This window comes from Rhodococcus sp. P1Y, assembly GCF_003641205.1.
GTDB lineage: Bacteria > Actinomycetota > Actinomycetes > Mycobacteriales > Mycobacteriaceae > Rhodococcoides.
Genome location: NZ_CP032762.1, coordinates 19036 through 36031 on the forward strand (window position 1 = coordinate 19036; position 16996 = coordinate 36031).

The following is a 16996-nucleotide window of genomic DNA, read 5'->3' on the forward strand; positions in this document are numbered from 1 at the left end:
TTTCTCAGTGCGCGACGGCAGCGCCGTGCTCGTCGACGAGGGCACCGGTCACGAAGCGATCGAGACTGAACGGTGCGATGTACGGGTGTGGTTCGTCGTTCGCGATGGTGTCCGCGAGGCACCACCCGAGACCGGGCGTACCCTTGAATCCTCCTGTGCCCCAACCACAGTTGAGGAACACGTTGTCGTACGGTGTGCGTCCGACAATAGGCGAGGCGTCGGGGCAGACGTCGACGATGCCGCCCCACGTCCGCAGCAGGTGGGCCCGTGCGAACACGGGGAACAGCTCCACAGCAGCGGCCATCTGACGCTCGATGATGTGGAATGCGCCGCGCTGGCCGTATCCGTTGTAGGAGTCCACGCCCGCACCCATGACCAGTTCACCCTTGTGCGCCTGCGAGACGTACACGTGAATCGCGTTGGACATCACCACGGTCGGGTGTACGGGCTCGAGCAGTTCCGACACCAGAGCCTGCAGGGGGTGCGACTGGACTGGGGTCTTGAAACCGAGCATGTCGGTCAGCGTCGTCGTGTGTCCGGCCGCGCACAGCGCAACCTGGCCCGCCCCGATGTCCCCACGTGTCGTCTTGACCCCGGTGACCTTGTTCCCGTCGGTGACGAAGCCGGTCACCTCGCAGTTCTGAATGATGTCGATGCCGGCCTCGTCGGCTCGTCGCGCGAAACCCCACGCAACGTAGTCGTGCTTGGCGATGCCGGCACGAGGCTGGTACGTGGCGCCGAGGACCGGGTACCGAATGTCGTCGGAGATGTTCACCACCGGGCACAGCTTCTTGACCTCGTCGGGCTCGACCCACTGCGCGTCGATTCCGTTGAGCTTGTTCGCCTCTACTCGCCGGACGCTGTCGCGCACGTCCTGCAGGCTGTGCGCCAGGTTGAGAACGCCGCGCTGGCTGAACAGGATCGGGTAGTCGAGGTCTTCCTCGAGCCCCTCCCACAGCTTCAGCGAGTGCTCGTAGATGTTCGCGCTCTCGTCCCACAGGTAGTTGGAGCGAATGAGCGTGGTGTTACGTGCCATGTTGCCGCCGGCCAGCCATCCCTTCTCGAGAACCGCGACGTTCGTGATGCCGTGGTTCTTCGCCAGGTAATGCGCCGTCGCGAGCCCGTGCCCGCCGCCGCCGACGATGACGACGTCGTAATTCTTCTTCGGTTCCGGGTTGCGCCAGAGAAAATCGGGGTGCTCGGGCAAGTGGGCGCCAGGCTGCGCAGGAGTGCTCATGAGAAGTTCTCCGAGAGATGGGGTACAGCGGGAAGAGCGGCCAGAGTGTCGACCCGAGCACGAAGGTCGTCGAGTGCAGCGTCGTCGGTGTCGGGGCGAAGCGCGTAACTGATGATGTCGGCGACCTCGGTGAATGCGAGTTCGTCGAATCCGCGGGTTGCGAGCGCAGGAGTGCCGATGCGAACGCCACTGCTGACCATCGGCGGCCTGGGGTCGAAGGGAACAGCGTTTCGGTTGACGGTGATACCGACCCGGTGCAGTCGGTCCTCCGCCTGCTGACCGTCCAACTCCGACTCGCGTAGATCGACGAGAACCAGGTGTACATCGGTGCCGCCGCTGACGACGTTGATTCCCGCCGCGCGAGAATCGTCCGCCAGCAGCCGATCTGCCAGGATCTTGGCCCCGGCGAGTGTGCGTTCCTGCCGCTCACGGAACTCCGGCTCCGCAGCCAACGAATGCCACGGCTTTGCCGGCGATCACGTGCTCGAGCGGGCCGCCCTGCTGTCCGGAAAGACCGAGGAGTTGAACTTCTTCGCGAGCGCCGCGTCGTTGGTGAAATCACGCCGCCGCGCGTCCACCGAGGTCTTGTGCGTGGTGGAGGTGACGACGTGCGCGTGCGGGACGGGAGACGGGTGCAGGCCTGCTGCGACCAACCCGGCGAAATGGGCCATGTCGACCATCAGGTACGCGCCGACCTCGTCGGCGATTCGTCGGAACTCCGCGAAGTCGAGCTGGCGTGGATACGCCGACCATCCGGCCACGATCAACTTGGGCTGGGACTCACGTGCGATGCGCGCGACCTCCATGTCGATACGGTGATCGTCCTCGCGAACGTGGTAGGCGGCGACCTTGTAGAGCTTGCCGGAGAAGTTGAGCTTCATCCCGTGCGTGAGGTGTCCGCCGTGCGCCAGATCCAAGCCGAGGATGGTGTCCCCCGGGGTCAGCAGCGCCGCCATCGCGGCTGCATTCGCCTGCGCACCGGAATGCGGCTGGACGTTGGCGAATTCGGCGCCGAACAGGCTCTTCAAGCGGTCGATGGCCAATTGCTCGATGACGTCGACGTGTTCGCAGCCACCGTAGTAGCGCCGGCCCGGATAGCCCTCGGCGTACTTGTTGGTCAGCACCGAACCTTGCGCCTCCATCACTGCGGCGGGTGCGAAGTTCTCGCTTGCGATCATTTCGAGGTGCTCTGCTGGCGAAGCAGCTCTGCACCGATGGCTCCGTGAACCTCCGGATCGATCGAGGCAAGCGAACCGCTCAACGTCTGCGATGGAGTGGGGGATTCGGTCTGCAGAGTCATGAGAACCTTTCCGGGCGACCTCTTGAGATCACCAACTGGTATATCAACTGATTGTCAGAGTATGCTTGCGATGATCTGTTGGTCAATACCGAGTTCGAATTCAGTTGACGGAGAGCGCTATGACACAACCGAGCACCACGCTCGCGCCGCAGGGAACCTCCAACGCCGACAACGCGTACACGATTCTGCGTGAACGTTTGATCATGCTCGAGATCAAACCGGGCGAGCCGATCAACGACGACAAGCTGGGCGCCGAACTCGGCTACGGCCGTACGCCGGTCCGCGAAGCCCTCAAACGGCTGGAGCGGGACCGCCTTGTCGTGGCCTTCCCGCGGCGGGGAACGTTCGCCACCGCGGTCGACATGACCGAGCTGTCCCCATCTCGGAGATTCGCAAGAAGCGAGCCTCTGGCCGCAGCACGTGCTGCCGAAACAGCGACGCTCGAAACGCGGAACTCACTCGTCGAACTCGCGAATGAGGTCGAGTCGATCTCCGACAGCGAGGATCCCACCGATGTCCTACGCATCGACGTGCGCGTCCATCATGAGATCTACCGTGCCGCGGGCAACGCGCGAAGACATCCTCGTCGGACTGGACGCGCACGCGACCCGCATCTGGTGCCTGTTCATCGATCGTCTCCCGCACGTGGCCGCTCACGTTCGTGAGCACGCCGCGCTGCTGCGGGCGATCGCGGACAAGATGCCGACCTCGCCGCATCCCTCACGCTTCGAGCACGTCGTGGGTTTCGAGAACGCCGTTCGAGGGCTTCTCTAGCCACAGACCGCTCGAGAGCCGTCGTCCCGCCCCAGATGCCGAACGGTTCGTTCACCGACATCGCATGCTCGCGACACCGATCGGCAACGGGGCACTGCGCACACACGAGCTTGGCAGTGTGCTCGGCCCGTGTCAGCGCGTGACCTCGAAAGTCCTGCTCCGGGAAGAACATCACGACCGGCATCCTGCGACACGCGCCACGAAGTTGCCAGTCCCAATGTTCGATTACGGCTGCGGGCAATTCGACGGTCAACCGTCTCTTGCTGCTCACTGTGACCAGTCCTTCTTCGAATCGACGCCGTGGACGGGGCCTGTTTGCGTTCGCGGAGATCGTGACAGCCGACCGGCCGCGTCCCTGGGCATCGGGGTCGTCAGTGGGTGATGGCGTTGCGAACCCAGTCGTGGAATTCGCCGAGATGGTGCTCGCTGGGAACCAGGACTCCGCCGTCGCGATAGCGTCGTGAGTCCATGGCCGGCTGGCAGCGCTCGCACGCGTCGAAATCCTGCTGGTTCACGCGGTGGAAGAGTTCGACCGACCGGTCGAGGTCGCGGCCCGCCGCCACCACATCGGGCAGGTACAACCAATCGCATTCGACGATGGTGCGGTCGGCGGCCATCGGGAACATCCGATGCACGATCACATGGTCGGGAACGAGGTTGACGAACACCTGAGGCCTGATCGTGATGGCGTAGTACCGACGATCCTGCTCGGGCGTGACACCCGGAATCGGATCGTGCCCGGCCGACCCATCGACGGTGAATCCCTGTACACCCTCACCGAACTCGGCGCCGTGGCCCACGTAATACTGGGCGGCGAATCCGTCCGCGAACTCAGGGAGAACTTCGGTCAGCTCGGGATGGATGGTCGCGCAGTGGTAGCACTCCATGAAATTCTCGATGATGAGCTTCCAGTTCGCTTTCACGTCGTACGTGATACGACGTCCCAGCTCGAGATCCTCGACGCGGTACCGGTCGATCGACTCCACGTCGCCCAGGCGATCTTTGACATCTTGGACCACCGTCAGTTCGAACTCCGTCGGATTGTCGCCGAGATTGACCCACATATCCCAGCCACTCCCGTACGGCCACGTTCTCGAGACCGTAGCGGGTCCGGTCGATATCGGGCATCTTGGTCAGATTCGGCGCTGCGATCAGCTTGCCATCGAGATCGTAAGTCCAAGCGTGGTACGGGCATTGGAAGGAGCGCTTGACCTCGCCGCTCTCTTCCGTACACAACTTCGCTCCGCGATGGGAGCAGATGTTGAGGTAGGCACGAATCTCGCCCTTCCTCGTACGGGTCACGATGACACTTTCGCGGCCAATGGTGACCGTCTTGAATGCGCCCGGCTTGTCCAGGTCCTTCGATCGCACGGCGCAGATCCACATCTGCTCGAAGATTTTCTCCTGCTCGAGCTTGAAGATCTCGTTGTCCGTGTAGTACGCCCCGGCAGCGTGGAAATGAGGCTCTCGGGTAGCTGGGTCGATGTCACCGTGTGGTCTCCCTAGGATTTCGTGCAGATGATGGGGTGGGCCGGAAGTCGATCGATTCCGGCCGTCGAGTCAGATGGTTGTCAGTGCCGCCGGGGCCGACAGCTGGCGACGCCACCGGGTGAACAGACGCACCTGGTCGACGCCGAGCACTGCTACCGGTATTCCTTCGCGGCGGTAGATCGCGAGGTAGCTTCCGGATTCGAGGCTTCCCGCTTCGATCGCGAATTCGGTTCCAGGGCCGGCAGTTCCGGCGAACTGAATACGAGAACCGTATTGATCGGACCAGAAGTACGGGGCTTGACGTGGCAGCCTTGGTAGCCGCCGGCCAGGAGGGTCTTCACCGCGACTGCGGGCCGCTCGACCGCACCCGCCCAGTGCTCCACCCGTCGATGGCCGCCCTCGAAGTCTCGCCACGCCGCGCAGTCTCCGACGGCGACGGGATGGACGTCGCGCCGCCGCTCACACAGGATGCCGTTGCCGATCTCGATTCCGCTTGCGGCAAGCCATTCGACGTTCGGGATTCCACCGATTCCGACGACGACCACGTCGGCGGGAATGTGCCTGCCGTCCATCAGATCGACGCCCGTCACACGGTCCGCGCCGGTCAAGGCCGCGACTCCGACTCCACAGAGCAGGCCGGTTCCGTTGACGCCGTGCAAACATGCGACGGCAGAACCGAGTTCGGGGCCGAGAGGTCCCGACAGCGGTGACGGCGCCGCCTCGATCACCGTGACGTCGAGGCCGAGCGTGCGGGCGGTGGAGGCAACCTCGGAACCGATGAAGCCCGCGCCGATGACGGCGAGCCGTGCACCGGGGACCAGTTCGGCGCGCAATCGATCCGCGTCGTCGATCGTACGGATGACGTGTACGCCGGCCAGCCGTTCCGAGCCCGGCCAGTTGCGTGCTCTGGAACCGGTGGCGAGCACGAAGCCGTCGGCCCGCACTTCGGTTCCGTCGGACAGCGCGACGCTGCGAGAACCGGGATCGAGGTGTTCGGCCGTGACCCCGAGCATCCAGTTCGCGTCGAGGTGTTCGTCGTCGCCTTCGAGGGACAACGAGGCAGCGTCCACGGCACCGGCCAGATACTCCTTCGACAGCGGCGGGCGGTCGTACGGCCGCGTCGCCTCGGCCCCGATGACGTCGATGTGTCCGTCGAAGCCCTGAGCGCGAAGGGCACGAACGGCGCTCAATCCGGCGAGCGAGGCACCGATGACGGCGATCTTGTTCATGCGAGCTCCTGCTTCTTGGCTTCGAGACGGCTGCGGATGTCCGGTGGCAGGTTCGGTGCGGCGGCGCTGAGTTCGACGTAGATGATTCCGTTCTCGATCACCACGGTGTGGGTCCGAACGGGGAGCTTCGCCGGCGGGCAGTCGACGGCTCCGGTGCGGAGGTCGAACTTGGACGCGTGCAGCGGGCACTCCACTTCGCAGCCTTCGACCCACCCGTCCGCCAGTGACGCGTCCTGATGCGAGCACGTGTCGTCGATGGCGAAGACTTCCTCGTCCGTGTGGAACACCGCGATCGGAGGCGAGATGTCGACTCTGCGGGTGTCTCCGGGGGGCAAGTCTGCCAACGGACAAATCTCCAACATCGGAAGCCTTTCTTGGCGCGCTATGTGAAACACGTCCTGTTATACGCAACAATGTGACCATCGCCATACCTTCATGTCAAGCATTGCTGCGTACAGCCAATGGCGTGACGGCACGAACGTCCGATTTGCGCGTTTTTTGCCTGTTGAGGGCCCGGTCCGCGCACGCGGTGATGGAAACTTAACCGCAGGGGAGTCGTCGGGCCACTCAGGCAACACAAAGTTTTCATGCGCGCAAGTCGCGCGAGACGGGGCGGCCGACAGCGGCGCACCTTACCAGCAATCGGAACGTAACGGCTGCTCACGAGCGGTCTGAGTGCTCGGATCCGCCGGGGTAACCACCCCACGTACAGATCGAATCCGCGGACCAAGATTTTCGAGAATGTAATATATCAATTGTCGCGTTAGGTGCTACAGTCGCTCGCACGCCCTGCCGAACCGTAGTCGGCGGCGTCGCCACGAAGCTCGGCATCGGTCGGCTTCGGGCCCTACATCGACTTTCACCGAAAGGCCGTTTCGTGACCACTGCATCCCTAATCGACGGCAAGCGGGTAAGCAGAGATCAAGGCGCAGCTCGCGGGCCGTATCGCCCTGCTGCAGACCCAGGACGTTCGCCCGGACTCGGCACGATTCTCGTCGGCGACGACCCCGGGAAGGTCGTACGTCGCGGCCAAGCATCGGGACTGCCAGCAGATCGGTATCCATTCCATTCAGGTCCACTTGCCCGAGACGGCGAGCCAGGAGGACATCGAGGCCGCGGTTCTCGCCCTGAACGCCGATCCGAAGTGCACCGGCTTCATCGTCCAGCTTCCGCTACCCCGCACGTCGACACCCGCCGTGCTGAACCTCATCGATCCGAACAAGGACGCCGACGGCCTGCATCCGACCAATCTCGGCAAGCTCGTGCTGGGGATGCCCGGTCCACTTCCCTGCACACCGAGGGGAATCATCCAATTGCTCAGGCGGCACGATGTGCCGATCACCGGTCAACGGTTCTGCGTGATCGGATGCGGGGTCACGGTCGGACGACCACTGGGGCTGATGCTGACGCGACGCAGCGAGCACGCCACGGTGACTCTGTGCCACGAAGCGACCACCGACACCGCCGCCCACACGCGCGCCGCGGACGTCGTGATCGCAGCGGCAGGGGTGGCGAACCTGGTCCAGGCCGACTGGATACGGCCCGGCGCCACCGTGCTGTCGGTGGGGATCACCAGAACGGTCGAGGGGATCCTCGGGGACGTCCATCCCTCGGTGAGCGGAGTTGCCGGAAAGCTCAGCGGCGCGACCGGCGGAGTCGGACCGATGACGCGGGCGATGCTGCTGACCAACGTCGTCGAGATCTCCGAGAACGTGCACAGCGCGGCCTGATCACCGGCGAGCATGCCGCCGGCGAGGAGCGACTACGCCCCTGGCATGAACTCTTCCCGGTAGCCCATACGCTCGCTGATCTCTGCGGCAGCGGCGATCACGTCGGACACGACGTCGCGCATCCGTTCTTCGCTGAAGCGATACACCGGTCCGGACACGCTCAGCGCTGCCGACGGCATTCCCGCATAGTCGCGGATCGGAGCGGCAATCGAGTTGAGCCCCTCCTCGTACTCCTCGGCGACCACTGCGTAACCGAGGCGCTGGGCTGCGTCGAGTTCCTCTTCGAGCCGTCGCACCGACGTGATGGTGTGCTCGGTGAAGCGCTTCGAGAACCACCTGCTCCAGTGCTTCGCGTCGATCGTGCGAGTTCAGGTGAGCGAGCAGAATTTTGCCGCTCGCGGTCGCGTGGAGCGGGTCGATTGACCGATCCAGTTGTGAGTGCCGACGGCCGCTGGCCCGCGCGCCTGGTCCAGATGCACAGCCGCGTGCGAACGAAGAACCGCGACGTTGACCGTTTCACCGACCTTGGCGGCGAGCCGCTCACACACCGCGTGGCCTTGTTCGGTGACCTCGAGACGCTCGGGGACCGCAGCGGCAAGGCGCAGGATTCCCAGGCTCAGCCGGTACTTGCCGCGGTCGTACGCCTGGGTCACCATCTCGTGCTCCTCGAGCGACCCGAGCAGCCGCGAGGCAGTTTGATTGCACGCCGATCTCGGCTGCGATGGCACTCACGCCTGCTTCGCCGGTTCGAGCGAGGACCTGCAGAACGCGCATCGCCCGATCGACCGACTGAACATTTCCGTCTGCAGACCTAGTTCCATCACTTTTGGTCATGAATGCACTATACGAAACATTACTTGACAGTAAACACAGTCACCGAGCGCACGCCGGCCACGCCAGAAGGAGGCGACGTGTGAGGCCCGTGACGCAGGCGCGAACTTCAGCTCCCGCGCTTGATCCACTCCGAGATGGGGCTTCCGCTCCTATGGTGGTCCCGTCCCCGTGTCCGGTGAACACACTGGTCTCCGGCGGTAGCGCGAAAAGACGGTCCCGAATGGATCCGATGATCGTCGGAAAATCGGAGTAGGACCGGCCGGTCGCCCCTGGCCCGCCTGCGAACAGCGTGTCACCGGAGAACAACGCACCCAGTTCAGGTGCGGAGAGGCAGATCGAGCCGGGTGAATGGCCCGGCGAGTGCAGGACCTCGACCTCGGTACCCGCTATCGCGATGCGCTGCCCGTCCTGCAACGGCCAGTACTTCACGTCCGGATGCGTCATCTTCCACAACACTTCGTCGCCGGGATGCAACAGCACGGGAGTATTCAGTCGCTCACCCAGCTCGGGCGCGACGGTGACGTGGTCGTTGTGTCCGTGGGTACACACGACCGCATTGACGTGGCGGTCACCGACGGCGGCGATGATGGCCTCGGCGTCGTGGGCGGCGTCGACGACGACCACCTCGGTGTCGTCACCGATCAACCAAATGTTGTTGTCCACGGCCCACTCGCCGCCGTCGAGGGCGAAGACGCCCGAGGTCACGACCTTGTCGACGCGAAGCCTGCCGCTCACAGCACGACCACCGATCGCAGAACGTGGCCCGCATGCATCGTGTCGAACGCTTTCTCGACGTCGTCCAGTCCCACCCGCTCGCTGACGAACTTCTCCAGCGGCAAGCGTCCCTGCTGATACAGATCGACGAGCATCGGGAAGTCCCGCTCGGGCAGGCAATCGCCGTACCAGGAGGACTTGAGGGATCCACCACGCGAGAACAGGTCGACCAGTGGCATGTCGAGGACCAGGTCGGGCGTCGGAACTCCGACGAGAACGACGGTGCCCGCGAGGTCGCGAGCGTAGAAGGCCTGCTTCCACGTCTCCGGCCGCCCGACGGCGTCGATGACCACGTCTGCCCCGAATCCGCCGGTGAGCTCCCGGACCGCCTCGACGACATCGCCGGCGTTCGCGTCGATCACATGGGTTGCTCCGAGCTCGCGCGCCCAATCGAGCTTGTTGCCGTCGCGGTCGATCGCGATGATCGTGGTTGCGCCTGCGAGCTTCGCGCCCGCGATGGCCGCGTCGCCGACGCCGCCACAGCCGATCACGGCGACCGAATCACCACGTCCGACTCCCCCGGTGTTCACGGCGGCGCCGAGGCCTGCCATCACGCCGCACCCCAGAAGTCCGACGACGGCGGGGTCTGCGTCGGCGGCGACCTTGGTGCATTGCCCTTCGTGTACCAAGGTCTTGTCGGCGAACGCACCGATACCGAGGGCCGGGGTCAGCTCGGTGCCATCCTCCAGGGTCATCTTCTTCGAGGCGTTGTGTGTGTCGAAGCAGTACTGCGGGGTGCCCTTGCGGCAGGCACGGCATTCGCCGCAAACGGCCCGCCAGTTCAGAACGACGAAGTCGCCCACCGCTACTCGCGTTACCGCATCACCGATCTCCTCGACGATGCCCGCCGCCTCGTGCCCGAGGAGGAACGGGAATTCGTCGTTGATTCCGCCCTCTCGGTACGTCAGATCCGTGTGGCACACACCGCACGCCTGGATTCGCACCACGACATCCGATGTACCCGGGTCGGGGACGACGATGTCGACGGTCTCGACAGGGGCACCCTGCGACCGGGCGATCACGCCACGCACGTTGTGCGACATGAGATTCCTTTTTCGACGTCGGACGATCGAGACAGTCGCCCCAACCGAGTCGAGCTAATATATCAAACCATTATCAGCTGTGTGCTGATTCGTCGTTTTCGGTCTGCGTCGCAAACACGCCACTCCGCCCCTATGTCGTGGATCGGGCCTGAGTTGATCTTGCTTCGGGTCGTCGATCACGGTTGATTCGGACAAATGTGACCTTTATTATATTGCGCTCCACCCTTGACATATGCGTCCAGCAAGATCACTGTTGTTCCTCAGGGAGCGCCACGTTGCGCCATGTGCAACAATTTCAAATCGCACAGAGTCGTGCACCCGCACCTGTACAACCTGACCAGCATTCTGCGTCAATGGGAGACAACTGTGACCATCGAGAACAAACCTCGTCGGACGGATCAATCGAAACCCGACGAAGCGAAACCCGACGAACCTGGCGAGTATTCGCACTCCGCATCGTCGATCCCGACCGCGAACATGACCACTCGACCCTCGCGCCCTCGGACCGACCGCGTCGTGTTCGGGGTGACGTCGGCGATGGTGATCTCGATCCTCGCATGGGGTCTACTGCGCCCCGAAAGCCTTTCCGCCACAATGTCGTCGACCCTGAATTGGGTCGTCACCAATCTCGGGTGGCTGTTCATCGCGTCGGCCACCGGGTTCGTACTGTTCGCAGTGTGGCTGGCGATCAGTCGCTACGGATCCATTCCCCTCGGCCAGGACGGCGAGAAGCCGGAGTTCAACACGATCAGCTGGATTGCAATGATGTTCAGCGCCGGCATGGGAATCGGCCTCATCTTCTGGGGTGTCACCGAGCCGCTGACACACTTCGTGCAGCCGCCGCCCGGCATCAGCGACTCCACCGTCGGCACTGCAATGGCCACCGCACTGTTCCACTGGGGGTTGCACCCCTGGTCGATGTACGCCGTCGTCGGACTCTCCATCGCGTACGGCACCTACCGTATGGGCCGCAAGCAGCTGATCAGCTCGTCGTTCATCCCTCTGATCGGCAAGCGCGCCGAGGGCCCGATCGGCAAGGTCATCGACATCCTCGCCATCTTCGCGACGATGTTCGGCACCGCCGCCTCGCTCGGCCTCGGTGCACTCCAGATCGGCTCGGGCCTTCAGGTCATCGGCTGGGTGGGCGAAGCAGGCACACTGCTTCTGGTCGCCATCGTCTCGATCCTGACGCTGGCGTTCGTCGCTTCCGCTGTATCGGGAATCTCGCGCGGCATTCAGTGGCTGTCCAACATCAACATGGTCCTGGCGCTCATCCTCGCGCTGTTCGTATTCGTCCTCGGCCCAACGGTATTCATCCTCAATCTGCTTCCGACGACGTTGAGCGACTACGCCTCCCAGCTTGCGAGCATGGCAGCCCGCTCCGCCGCGTCGGGTGACGCATCGACAGAGACCTGGCTGTCCTCCTGGACCATCTTCTACTGGGCATGGTGGATCTCGTGGACCCCTTTCGTAGGAATGTTCCTGGCTCGGATCTCGCGGGGTCGCACTATCCGGCAGTTCGTCGTCGGCGTCATCCTGATTCCGAGCTCGGTATCACTGGTCTGGTTCGCCATCTTCGGTGGCGCAGCGATCGGTTCGCAACGCAACGGCGACGATCTGTTCGCACGAGGGGCCGCGGAATCGCAGCTGTTCGGAATGCTCGACGGATTACCACTTGCCGGGTTCTCATCCGTACTGGTGATGATTCTGGTGGCAATCTTCTTCGTCTCCGGTGCAGACGCCGCCTCCATCGTCATGGGAACGTTGTCGCAGCGTGGGACGCTCGAGCCCTCCCGCTGGACGGTGGCGTTCTGGGGCGTGGCCACCGGTGGCGTCGCCGTGCTGATGCTCTGGACCGGCGGCAGCGATGCCCTGAATGGGTTGCAGACCATGACGATCATCGTCGCGGCACCCTTCGTGTTCGTCATGATCGGCATGTGTGTGTCTCTGTTCCGCGACGTCACCCATGATCCATCCATGGTCAGGCCGGACGGGTCGAAGACGAACAAGCCCCCGTTCGCCAAGACACCGGGAGCCCAAACACAGGTCGCCCGAACACAGGTCGACACGACACAGGTCGACTGACCGAAGTGTGCGCGACAGGCCCGGGGCGAGGTTCGCTCCGGGCCTGTCGACGAAAACGAGTCAGATGGCGGCGATGACCTTCTTCTCGAAGCCGATGATGTGAGTACGTGCGATGTCCTCCGCCAGGTCCGCCTGGCCCGCGCGATCGCTCGAAGCAACGCTTCGTGCTCGCTGACGTGGTCGGACACCGTTCCCAATCGATCGAGGAACAGGCAGAAGATTCGCGTGGCCAGGTTGTCGTACCTGATCAGAATGTCTTCCAGGTGTGGGTTCCTCGACACTTTGTAGATGGTCCGGTGCACGGTCATGTCCCAGCGCATCAGTTCGCGGCGGTCGATCCTCAGATCGAGGGCCTCGGTCTTGTCCGCCATGTCGAACAACAACTGCCGAAGGGTCGGCGACGCTGCCTCCGCCGCACGTCGCGCGGCCAAGGGTTCCAGCGTCGCTCTGATCTCGGAGATGTAGCCCAGGTCGGCGACGTCAATGGCCGTCGAGAACGTGCCGCGACGAGGATACGAGACCACCAAACGCTCCGTCTCGAGCCGCTTCAGCGCCTCTCGAATCGGGGTGCGCCCCACGCCGAGCTGGGCGGCGAGCTCGCCCTCGACAATTGCCGTGTTCGGCGGGATGTCCAGCATGATCAGCTGGTCCTGAATGGCTGCGAATGCGCGATCAGCCAGGGACAGTTCTGCTCCCCCGTCGGCAAAGGCCTCCACACTCATGACCGGCAGTCTAACTGTTGGCCATTTTCCTTGACCCGCCCCGAACACCGTGCCATACTCGACACATCTGATATATCATTTGGATATGACCGTCGTTCGAGCGTCGGTGTCCCGCGAGCCGAAAGCCGCCGATCCACATCGCACCCCAACGTAAGTCGAGAACACGCACCTCACCAGGAGACGCTCATGTCGGAAACCTTCACTCTCACGCTCACTTGCCCGCAGCGGTCGGGAATCGTCCACGCGGTCAGCTCCTACCTGTTCGAGCAGAACTGTGACATCGCCGAACACAAGCAGTTCGACGACAGCTACAACGGTGCGTTTTTTCTCAGAACATCGTTCATCGCTTCCAACGCACAGGAATTGACGTCGCTCGAGGCCAGCTTCCAGCCGGTGGCCGACAAGTTCGGAATGACGTTCAACTTCAACGGGTGCAGCGCGCCGCGGATCGTAGTGATGGTCTCCAAGATGGGCCACTGCCTCAACGATCTCATCTTCCGTTGGCGGGCAGGCAATCTCGGCGGTGAACTTGTCGCGGTGGTGTCCAACCACGAAGTTCTGCGGCCCATGGCCGAAGCCGCCGGCCTGCCCTTCGTGCACATTCCGGTCACAGCAGCGACCAAGCCCGAGGCCGAGAGCGCACTGCTCGACGTCGTCGCCCAGCACGACGCCGATCTCGTCGTCCTCGCGCGCTACATGCAGGTGCTGTCCGACAGTACGTGCCGAGCCCTGCGCGGACGGGCAATCAACATCCACCACTCGTTCCTGCCGGGATTCAAGGGCGCCAAGCCCTACCACCAGGCATTCGATCGCGGAGTCAAGCAGGTCGGGGCCACCGCGCACTACGTGACCCCCGATCTCGACGAGGGACCCATCATCGAGCAGCAGGTGATCCGCATCGATCACAGCTACGACCCCCAGCAGCTCGCGACCGTCGGCCAGGACGCCGAGGCTCTCGCGCTCTCCAAGGCCGTGCGGTGGCACTGCGAGAACCGCGTTCTGCTGCACGGACATCGTACGGTCGTCTTCAACTGACCTAGCCACCACCGCCCACCGGGCCGACGAGGAGCAATCCTCGTCGGCCCGGTTTGCTGTCGCGGCCCGGTTTGCTGTGGCGGCCAGGTTGGCACCTCCGCTCACGTCCCCGACGCCCTGCGCTGTGTAACTGGCCCAGCGCCTGACACGGTGGTCCGCACACACAGCAGCGCTCCCGCCACCGATGGTGGCGGGAGCGCTGTGGTTCGGGGGCAGATCAGGCGCGGATGCGCTTGGCCTCCGGATCGACCAGTGGCTCCGCGGTGACGCTCGCGACGATCTTGTCACCGAAGTACTCGATCTCGACCTGCGTTCCAACCGATAGGCCCGCGGGGAGCCAGGCGTAGGCGATGGGCTTGCCGATGGTGTGGCCGAACGCCGCACTGGTGACGTACCCGGAGGCAACGCCGTCGACGTACACCGGTTCGTGGCCGAGCACCATGGACTTGCCGTCGTCGACCGTCAGGCACGTCAGTCGGCGACCCACCGTCGAATCGTCGATGTCGGCCACTGCGGCGCTACCGACGAAGTCGCCCTTCTGCTTTCGGACGGAGAAGCCGAGGCCTGCCTCGTACGGGTTGTGCTCGGTGGTCATGTCCGTGCCCCAGGATCGGTATCCCTTCTCCAACCGGAGGCTGTTGAACGCGCCACGGCCGCCGGCGATGACGTCGAAACGAGAACCTGCGGCCCACAACAGATCCCACAGGCGCAGGCCGTTGTCGGCGGAGGTGTACAACTCCCACCCCAGCTCTCCGACGTAGGACAGTCGCATGGCCGTGACGGGTACTCCGCCGATGCGCACGTTCTTGGACCTGAAATACTTGAAGCCCTCGTTGGAGAAGTCGTCCTTGCTCAGCGCCTCGACGACCTCACGCGCATGGGGGCCCCACAGACCGATACAGCATGTGGCGCCGGTGATGTCGCGGATCTGGACGCTGCCGTCCTGCGGCGCTTCCCGCTGCAGGTAATCGAGGTCGAGGTTGCCGTTGGCGCCCACCTGGAACACCGTCGGGCTCAGGCGCGTGACGGTGACATCGCTACGGACACCGCCGGATTCGTCGAGCATCAGAGCGTAGGTCACCGCGCCGACCGACTTGTCCATCTTGCCGGTGGTCAACCGCTCCAGCAACGCCAGCGCACCTGCACCCGACACTTCGAGCCTCTTCAGCGGTGTCATGTCGTACATCGCCAGAGAAGTTCTGGTCTTGTACGCCTCGGCCGCCGAGATCGGCGAGTAGAACAGAGCGGACCAGTCGTCGCGAGCCGGTGGCTGCCATTGCGCCGGAAGCTCGTCGACGAGTTTCGCGTTGGCCTCGTACCAGTGGGGGCGCTCCCAGCCACCGCTTTCGAGGAAGAAGGCACCCTGCTCGACCTGGCGCACATGGAACGGGCTGACGCGCAGGTTGCGTGGGTTCGTCCGTGGTTGCAGCGGATGCATGACGTCGTAGATCTCGACGAAGTTCTGCTGCGACGTCTCGCTGACGTAGCTCGGCGCGAGCTGGATCTCCTCGAAACGATGAACGTCGCAGCCGTGCAGTTCCGACTGACTTCGGCCGTCGACCAGCAGTTCCGCCACAGCGCGAGCCACGCCTGCGGAATGCGTCACCCAGACGGCTTCGGCGATCCAGAAGCCGGCGACCTCGGACGACTGCCCGATCAGCGGACCGCCGTCGGGCGTGAAGGAGAAGATCCCGTTGAAACCCTCGTCGAGCTTGGCGTTCTCCAGTGTCGGAATGAACGACTGACTTTCCTCCCACGACGGCGCGAAGTCCTCGTCGGTGAACGGGAGCATCGACGGCATGTCGTTCTCGCTCGTGTCGTCGGCGCCGTCCAGATCACGCAGATCGACGGGCATCGGCCGGTGCCGGTAGGTTCCGATCCCCAGGCGGTCGCCGTGTTCGCGGTAGTAGAGGTCGTGGTCCTGGTGTCGGAGGATCGGCAGACTGGCCTCCTGCACTTCGGAATTGCGTCCGACGAGCTCCGGAATCTGACCGGTCTTGGCGTACTGGTGTGCGAGCGGGAGCAGCGGCACATCCATGCCGACCATGGCACCGATCTCGACGCCCCAGAACCCGGCGCACGAGACGACGATGTCGGCCGGGATGACGCCCTGGTCGGTCTCGACCCCGGTCACCCGTCCGTCGGCTTGCTCGATGCCCGTCACCTTCGTCGAACCCTGGAACACAGCGCCACGAGATTCTGCCCGACGCGCCAGCGCCACAACGACTCGCGACGCCTTGGCCAGGCCGTCGGTCTCGACGAACAGGCCGCCGAGCACGCGGTCCTTGTTGATCAGGGGGTGGAGCTCCGCGCACTCCTCGGCGGTGACGATGCGTCCGTCGATCCCCCACGACGTGGCCCAGCCGTGCTTGCGTTTCAGGTCGGCCAGTCGCTCGGGCGTCGTCGCGACCTCGAGGCCACCTACCTGGTTGAAGCACCATTCGCCATCGACGTCGAGAGTCAGGAACTTCTCCACGGTGTACTTGGCGAACTGCGTCATGGTCTTGGACGCGTTGGTCTGGAAGACGAGTCCGGGCGCGTGCGAGGTGGACCCACCCGTCAACGGCAGCGGACCCTGATCGACGACGGTGATGCGGTCCCAGCCGCGAGCAGTGAGCTCGTCGGCGAGGTTGGCGCCGACGATACCGGCTCCGATGATGACTACGCGAGGCGAGCTAACCATGGGCTTTAGGCCTTTCTTCGGGTCTCCAGTGCAGAGTTCATGTCTAGACACGCGCTCGT

11 protein-coding genes and 7 pseudogenes are annotated in these 16996 nt (G+C 64.0%); 4 read left to right on the forward strand and 14 right to left on the reverse strand.

Annotation, left to right across the window (positions count from 1 at the left end; translation table 11 throughout):
• Positions 1-4: 4 nt before the first annotated feature.
• Positions 5-1237, reverse strand: a complete 1233-nt coding sequence (locus D8W71_RS00105; RefSeq protein ID WP_121109921.1) for a sarcosine oxidase subunit beta family protein — start codon at positions 1235-1237, stop codon at positions 5-7.
• 19 nt (positions 1238-1256) lie between these two features.
• Positions 1257-2537: pseudogene (glyA, locus tag D8W71_RS00110) on the reverse strand (serine hydroxymethyltransferase); the annotation flags it as partial.
• A 119-nt stretch (positions 2538-2656) separates the two neighbouring features.
• Here glyA and D8W71_RS00115 point away from each other — a divergent pair.
• Positions 2657-3311, forward strand: a pseudogene (locus tag D8W71_RS00115) (GntR family transcriptional regulator).
• A gap of 16 nt (positions 3312-3327) precedes the next feature.
• Here D8W71_RS00115 and D8W71_RS28315 read toward each other — a convergent pair.
• From D8W71_RS28315 to D8W71_RS00135, 5 genes and pseudogenes are all read right to left on the reverse strand, one after another.
• Positions 3328-3582, reverse strand: a pseudogene (locus D8W71_RS28315) (WhiB family transcriptional regulator); the annotation flags it as partial.
• Positions 3583-3682: 100 nt separating this feature from the next.
• Positions 3683-4796: pseudogene (locus D8W71_RS00125) on the reverse strand (aromatic ring-hydroxylating oxygenase subunit alpha).
• Positions 4797-4871: 75 nt separating this feature from the next.
• Complete coding sequence (locus D8W71_RS27750; protein ID WP_236077641.1) at positions 4872-5216, reverse strand: oxidoreductase C-terminal domain-containing protein; 345 nt, start codon at positions 5214-5216, stop codon at positions 4872-4874.
• 2 nt (positions 5217-5218) lie between these two features.
• Positions 5219-6031 (reverse strand): annotated as a pseudogene (locus tag D8W71_RS00130) (NAD(P)/FAD-dependent oxidoreductase); the annotation flags it as partial.
• Complete coding sequence (locus D8W71_RS00135) at positions 6028-6393, reverse strand: bifunctional 3-phenylpropionate/cinnamic acid dioxygenase ferredoxin subunit (RefSeq protein WP_121109923.1); 366 nt, start codon at positions 6391-6393, stop codon at positions 6028-6030. The gene D8W71_RS00135 and the pseudogene D8W71_RS00130, both read right to left, overlap by 4 nt.
• 591 nt (positions 6394-6984) lie before the next feature.
• Between D8W71_RS00135 and D8W71_RS00140 the strand changes: the two genes are divergently transcribed.
• Positions 6985-7761, forward strand: a complete 777-nt coding sequence (locus tag D8W71_RS00140; RefSeq protein ID WP_328588836.1) for a tetrahydrofolate dehydrogenase/cyclohydrolase catalytic domain-containing protein — start codon at positions 6985-6987, stop codon at positions 7759-7761.
• A 32-nt stretch (positions 7762-7793) separates the two neighbouring features.
• Here D8W71_RS00140 and D8W71_RS27755 read toward each other — a convergent pair whose 3' ends face one another.
• The 5 genes and pseudogenes from D8W71_RS27755 to D8W71_RS00155 all read right to left on the reverse strand — a co-directional run bounded on the left by D8W71_RS27755 (position 7794) and on the right by D8W71_RS00155 (position 10412).
• Complete coding sequence (locus D8W71_RS27755; protein WP_236077642.1) at positions 7794-8057, reverse strand: IclR family transcriptional regulator domain-containing protein; 264 nt, start codon at positions 8055-8057, stop codon at positions 7794-7796.
• Positions 8058-8129: 72 nt separating this feature from the next.
• Positions 8130-8417: a hypothetical protein gene (locus D8W71_RS27760; protein ID WP_236077643.1), complete on the reverse strand. Its 288-nt coding sequence runs from the start codon at positions 8415-8417 to the stop codon at positions 8130-8132.
• Positions 8302-8595, reverse strand: coding sequence for a helix-turn-helix domain-containing protein (locus D8W71_RS28225; RefSeq protein WP_328588810.1), 294 nt, complete (start codon positions 8593-8595; stop codon positions 8302-8304). The genes D8W71_RS27760 and D8W71_RS28225 overlap by 116 nt, the downstream gene beginning before the upstream one ends.
• 106 nt (positions 8596-8701) lie before the next feature.
• A pseudogene (locus D8W71_RS00150) lies at positions 8702-9330 on the reverse strand (MBL fold metallo-hydrolase).
• The gene (locus D8W71_RS00155; RefSeq protein WP_121109925.1) at positions 9327-10412 is read right to left on the reverse strand and encodes an S-(hydroxymethyl)mycothiol dehydrogenase; all 1086 of its coding nucleotides are present in this window, start codon (positions 10410-10412) and stop codon (positions 9327-9329) included. Before D8W71_RS00155 ends, D8W71_RS00150 begins: the two are co-directional and overlap by 4 nt.
• Before the next feature lie 477 nt (positions 10413-10889).
• On the opposite strand from D8W71_RS00155, the gene D8W71_RS00160 reads away from it, so the two are divergent.
• On the forward strand, positions 10890-12497 hold the full coding sequence (locus D8W71_RS00160) for a BCCT family transporter (protein ID WP_121118313.1): 1608 nt from the start codon (positions 10890-10892) through the stop codon (positions 12495-12497).
• Between the two features lie 197 nt (positions 12498-12694).
• Here the strand turns inward: D8W71_RS00160 and D8W71_RS00165 are convergent.
• Positions 12695-13219: pseudogene (locus tag D8W71_RS00165) on the reverse strand (GntR family transcriptional regulator); the annotation flags it as partial.
• 186 nt (positions 13220-13405) lie between these two features.
• Here D8W71_RS00165 and purU point away from each other — a divergent pair.
• Positions 13406-14254, forward strand: a complete 849-nt coding sequence (purU, locus tag D8W71_RS00170; RefSeq protein ID WP_121109927.1) for a formyltetrahydrofolate deformylase — start codon at positions 13406-13408, stop codon at positions 14252-14254.
• A gap of 217 nt (positions 14255-14471) precedes the next feature.
• Here purU and D8W71_RS00175 read toward each other — a convergent pair whose 3' ends face one another.
• Positions 14472-16937, reverse strand: coding sequence for a GcvT family protein (locus D8W71_RS00175; RefSeq protein WP_121109929.1), 2466 nt, complete (start codon positions 16935-16937; stop codon positions 14472-14474).
• Positions 16938-16996 lie beyond the last annotated feature (59 nt).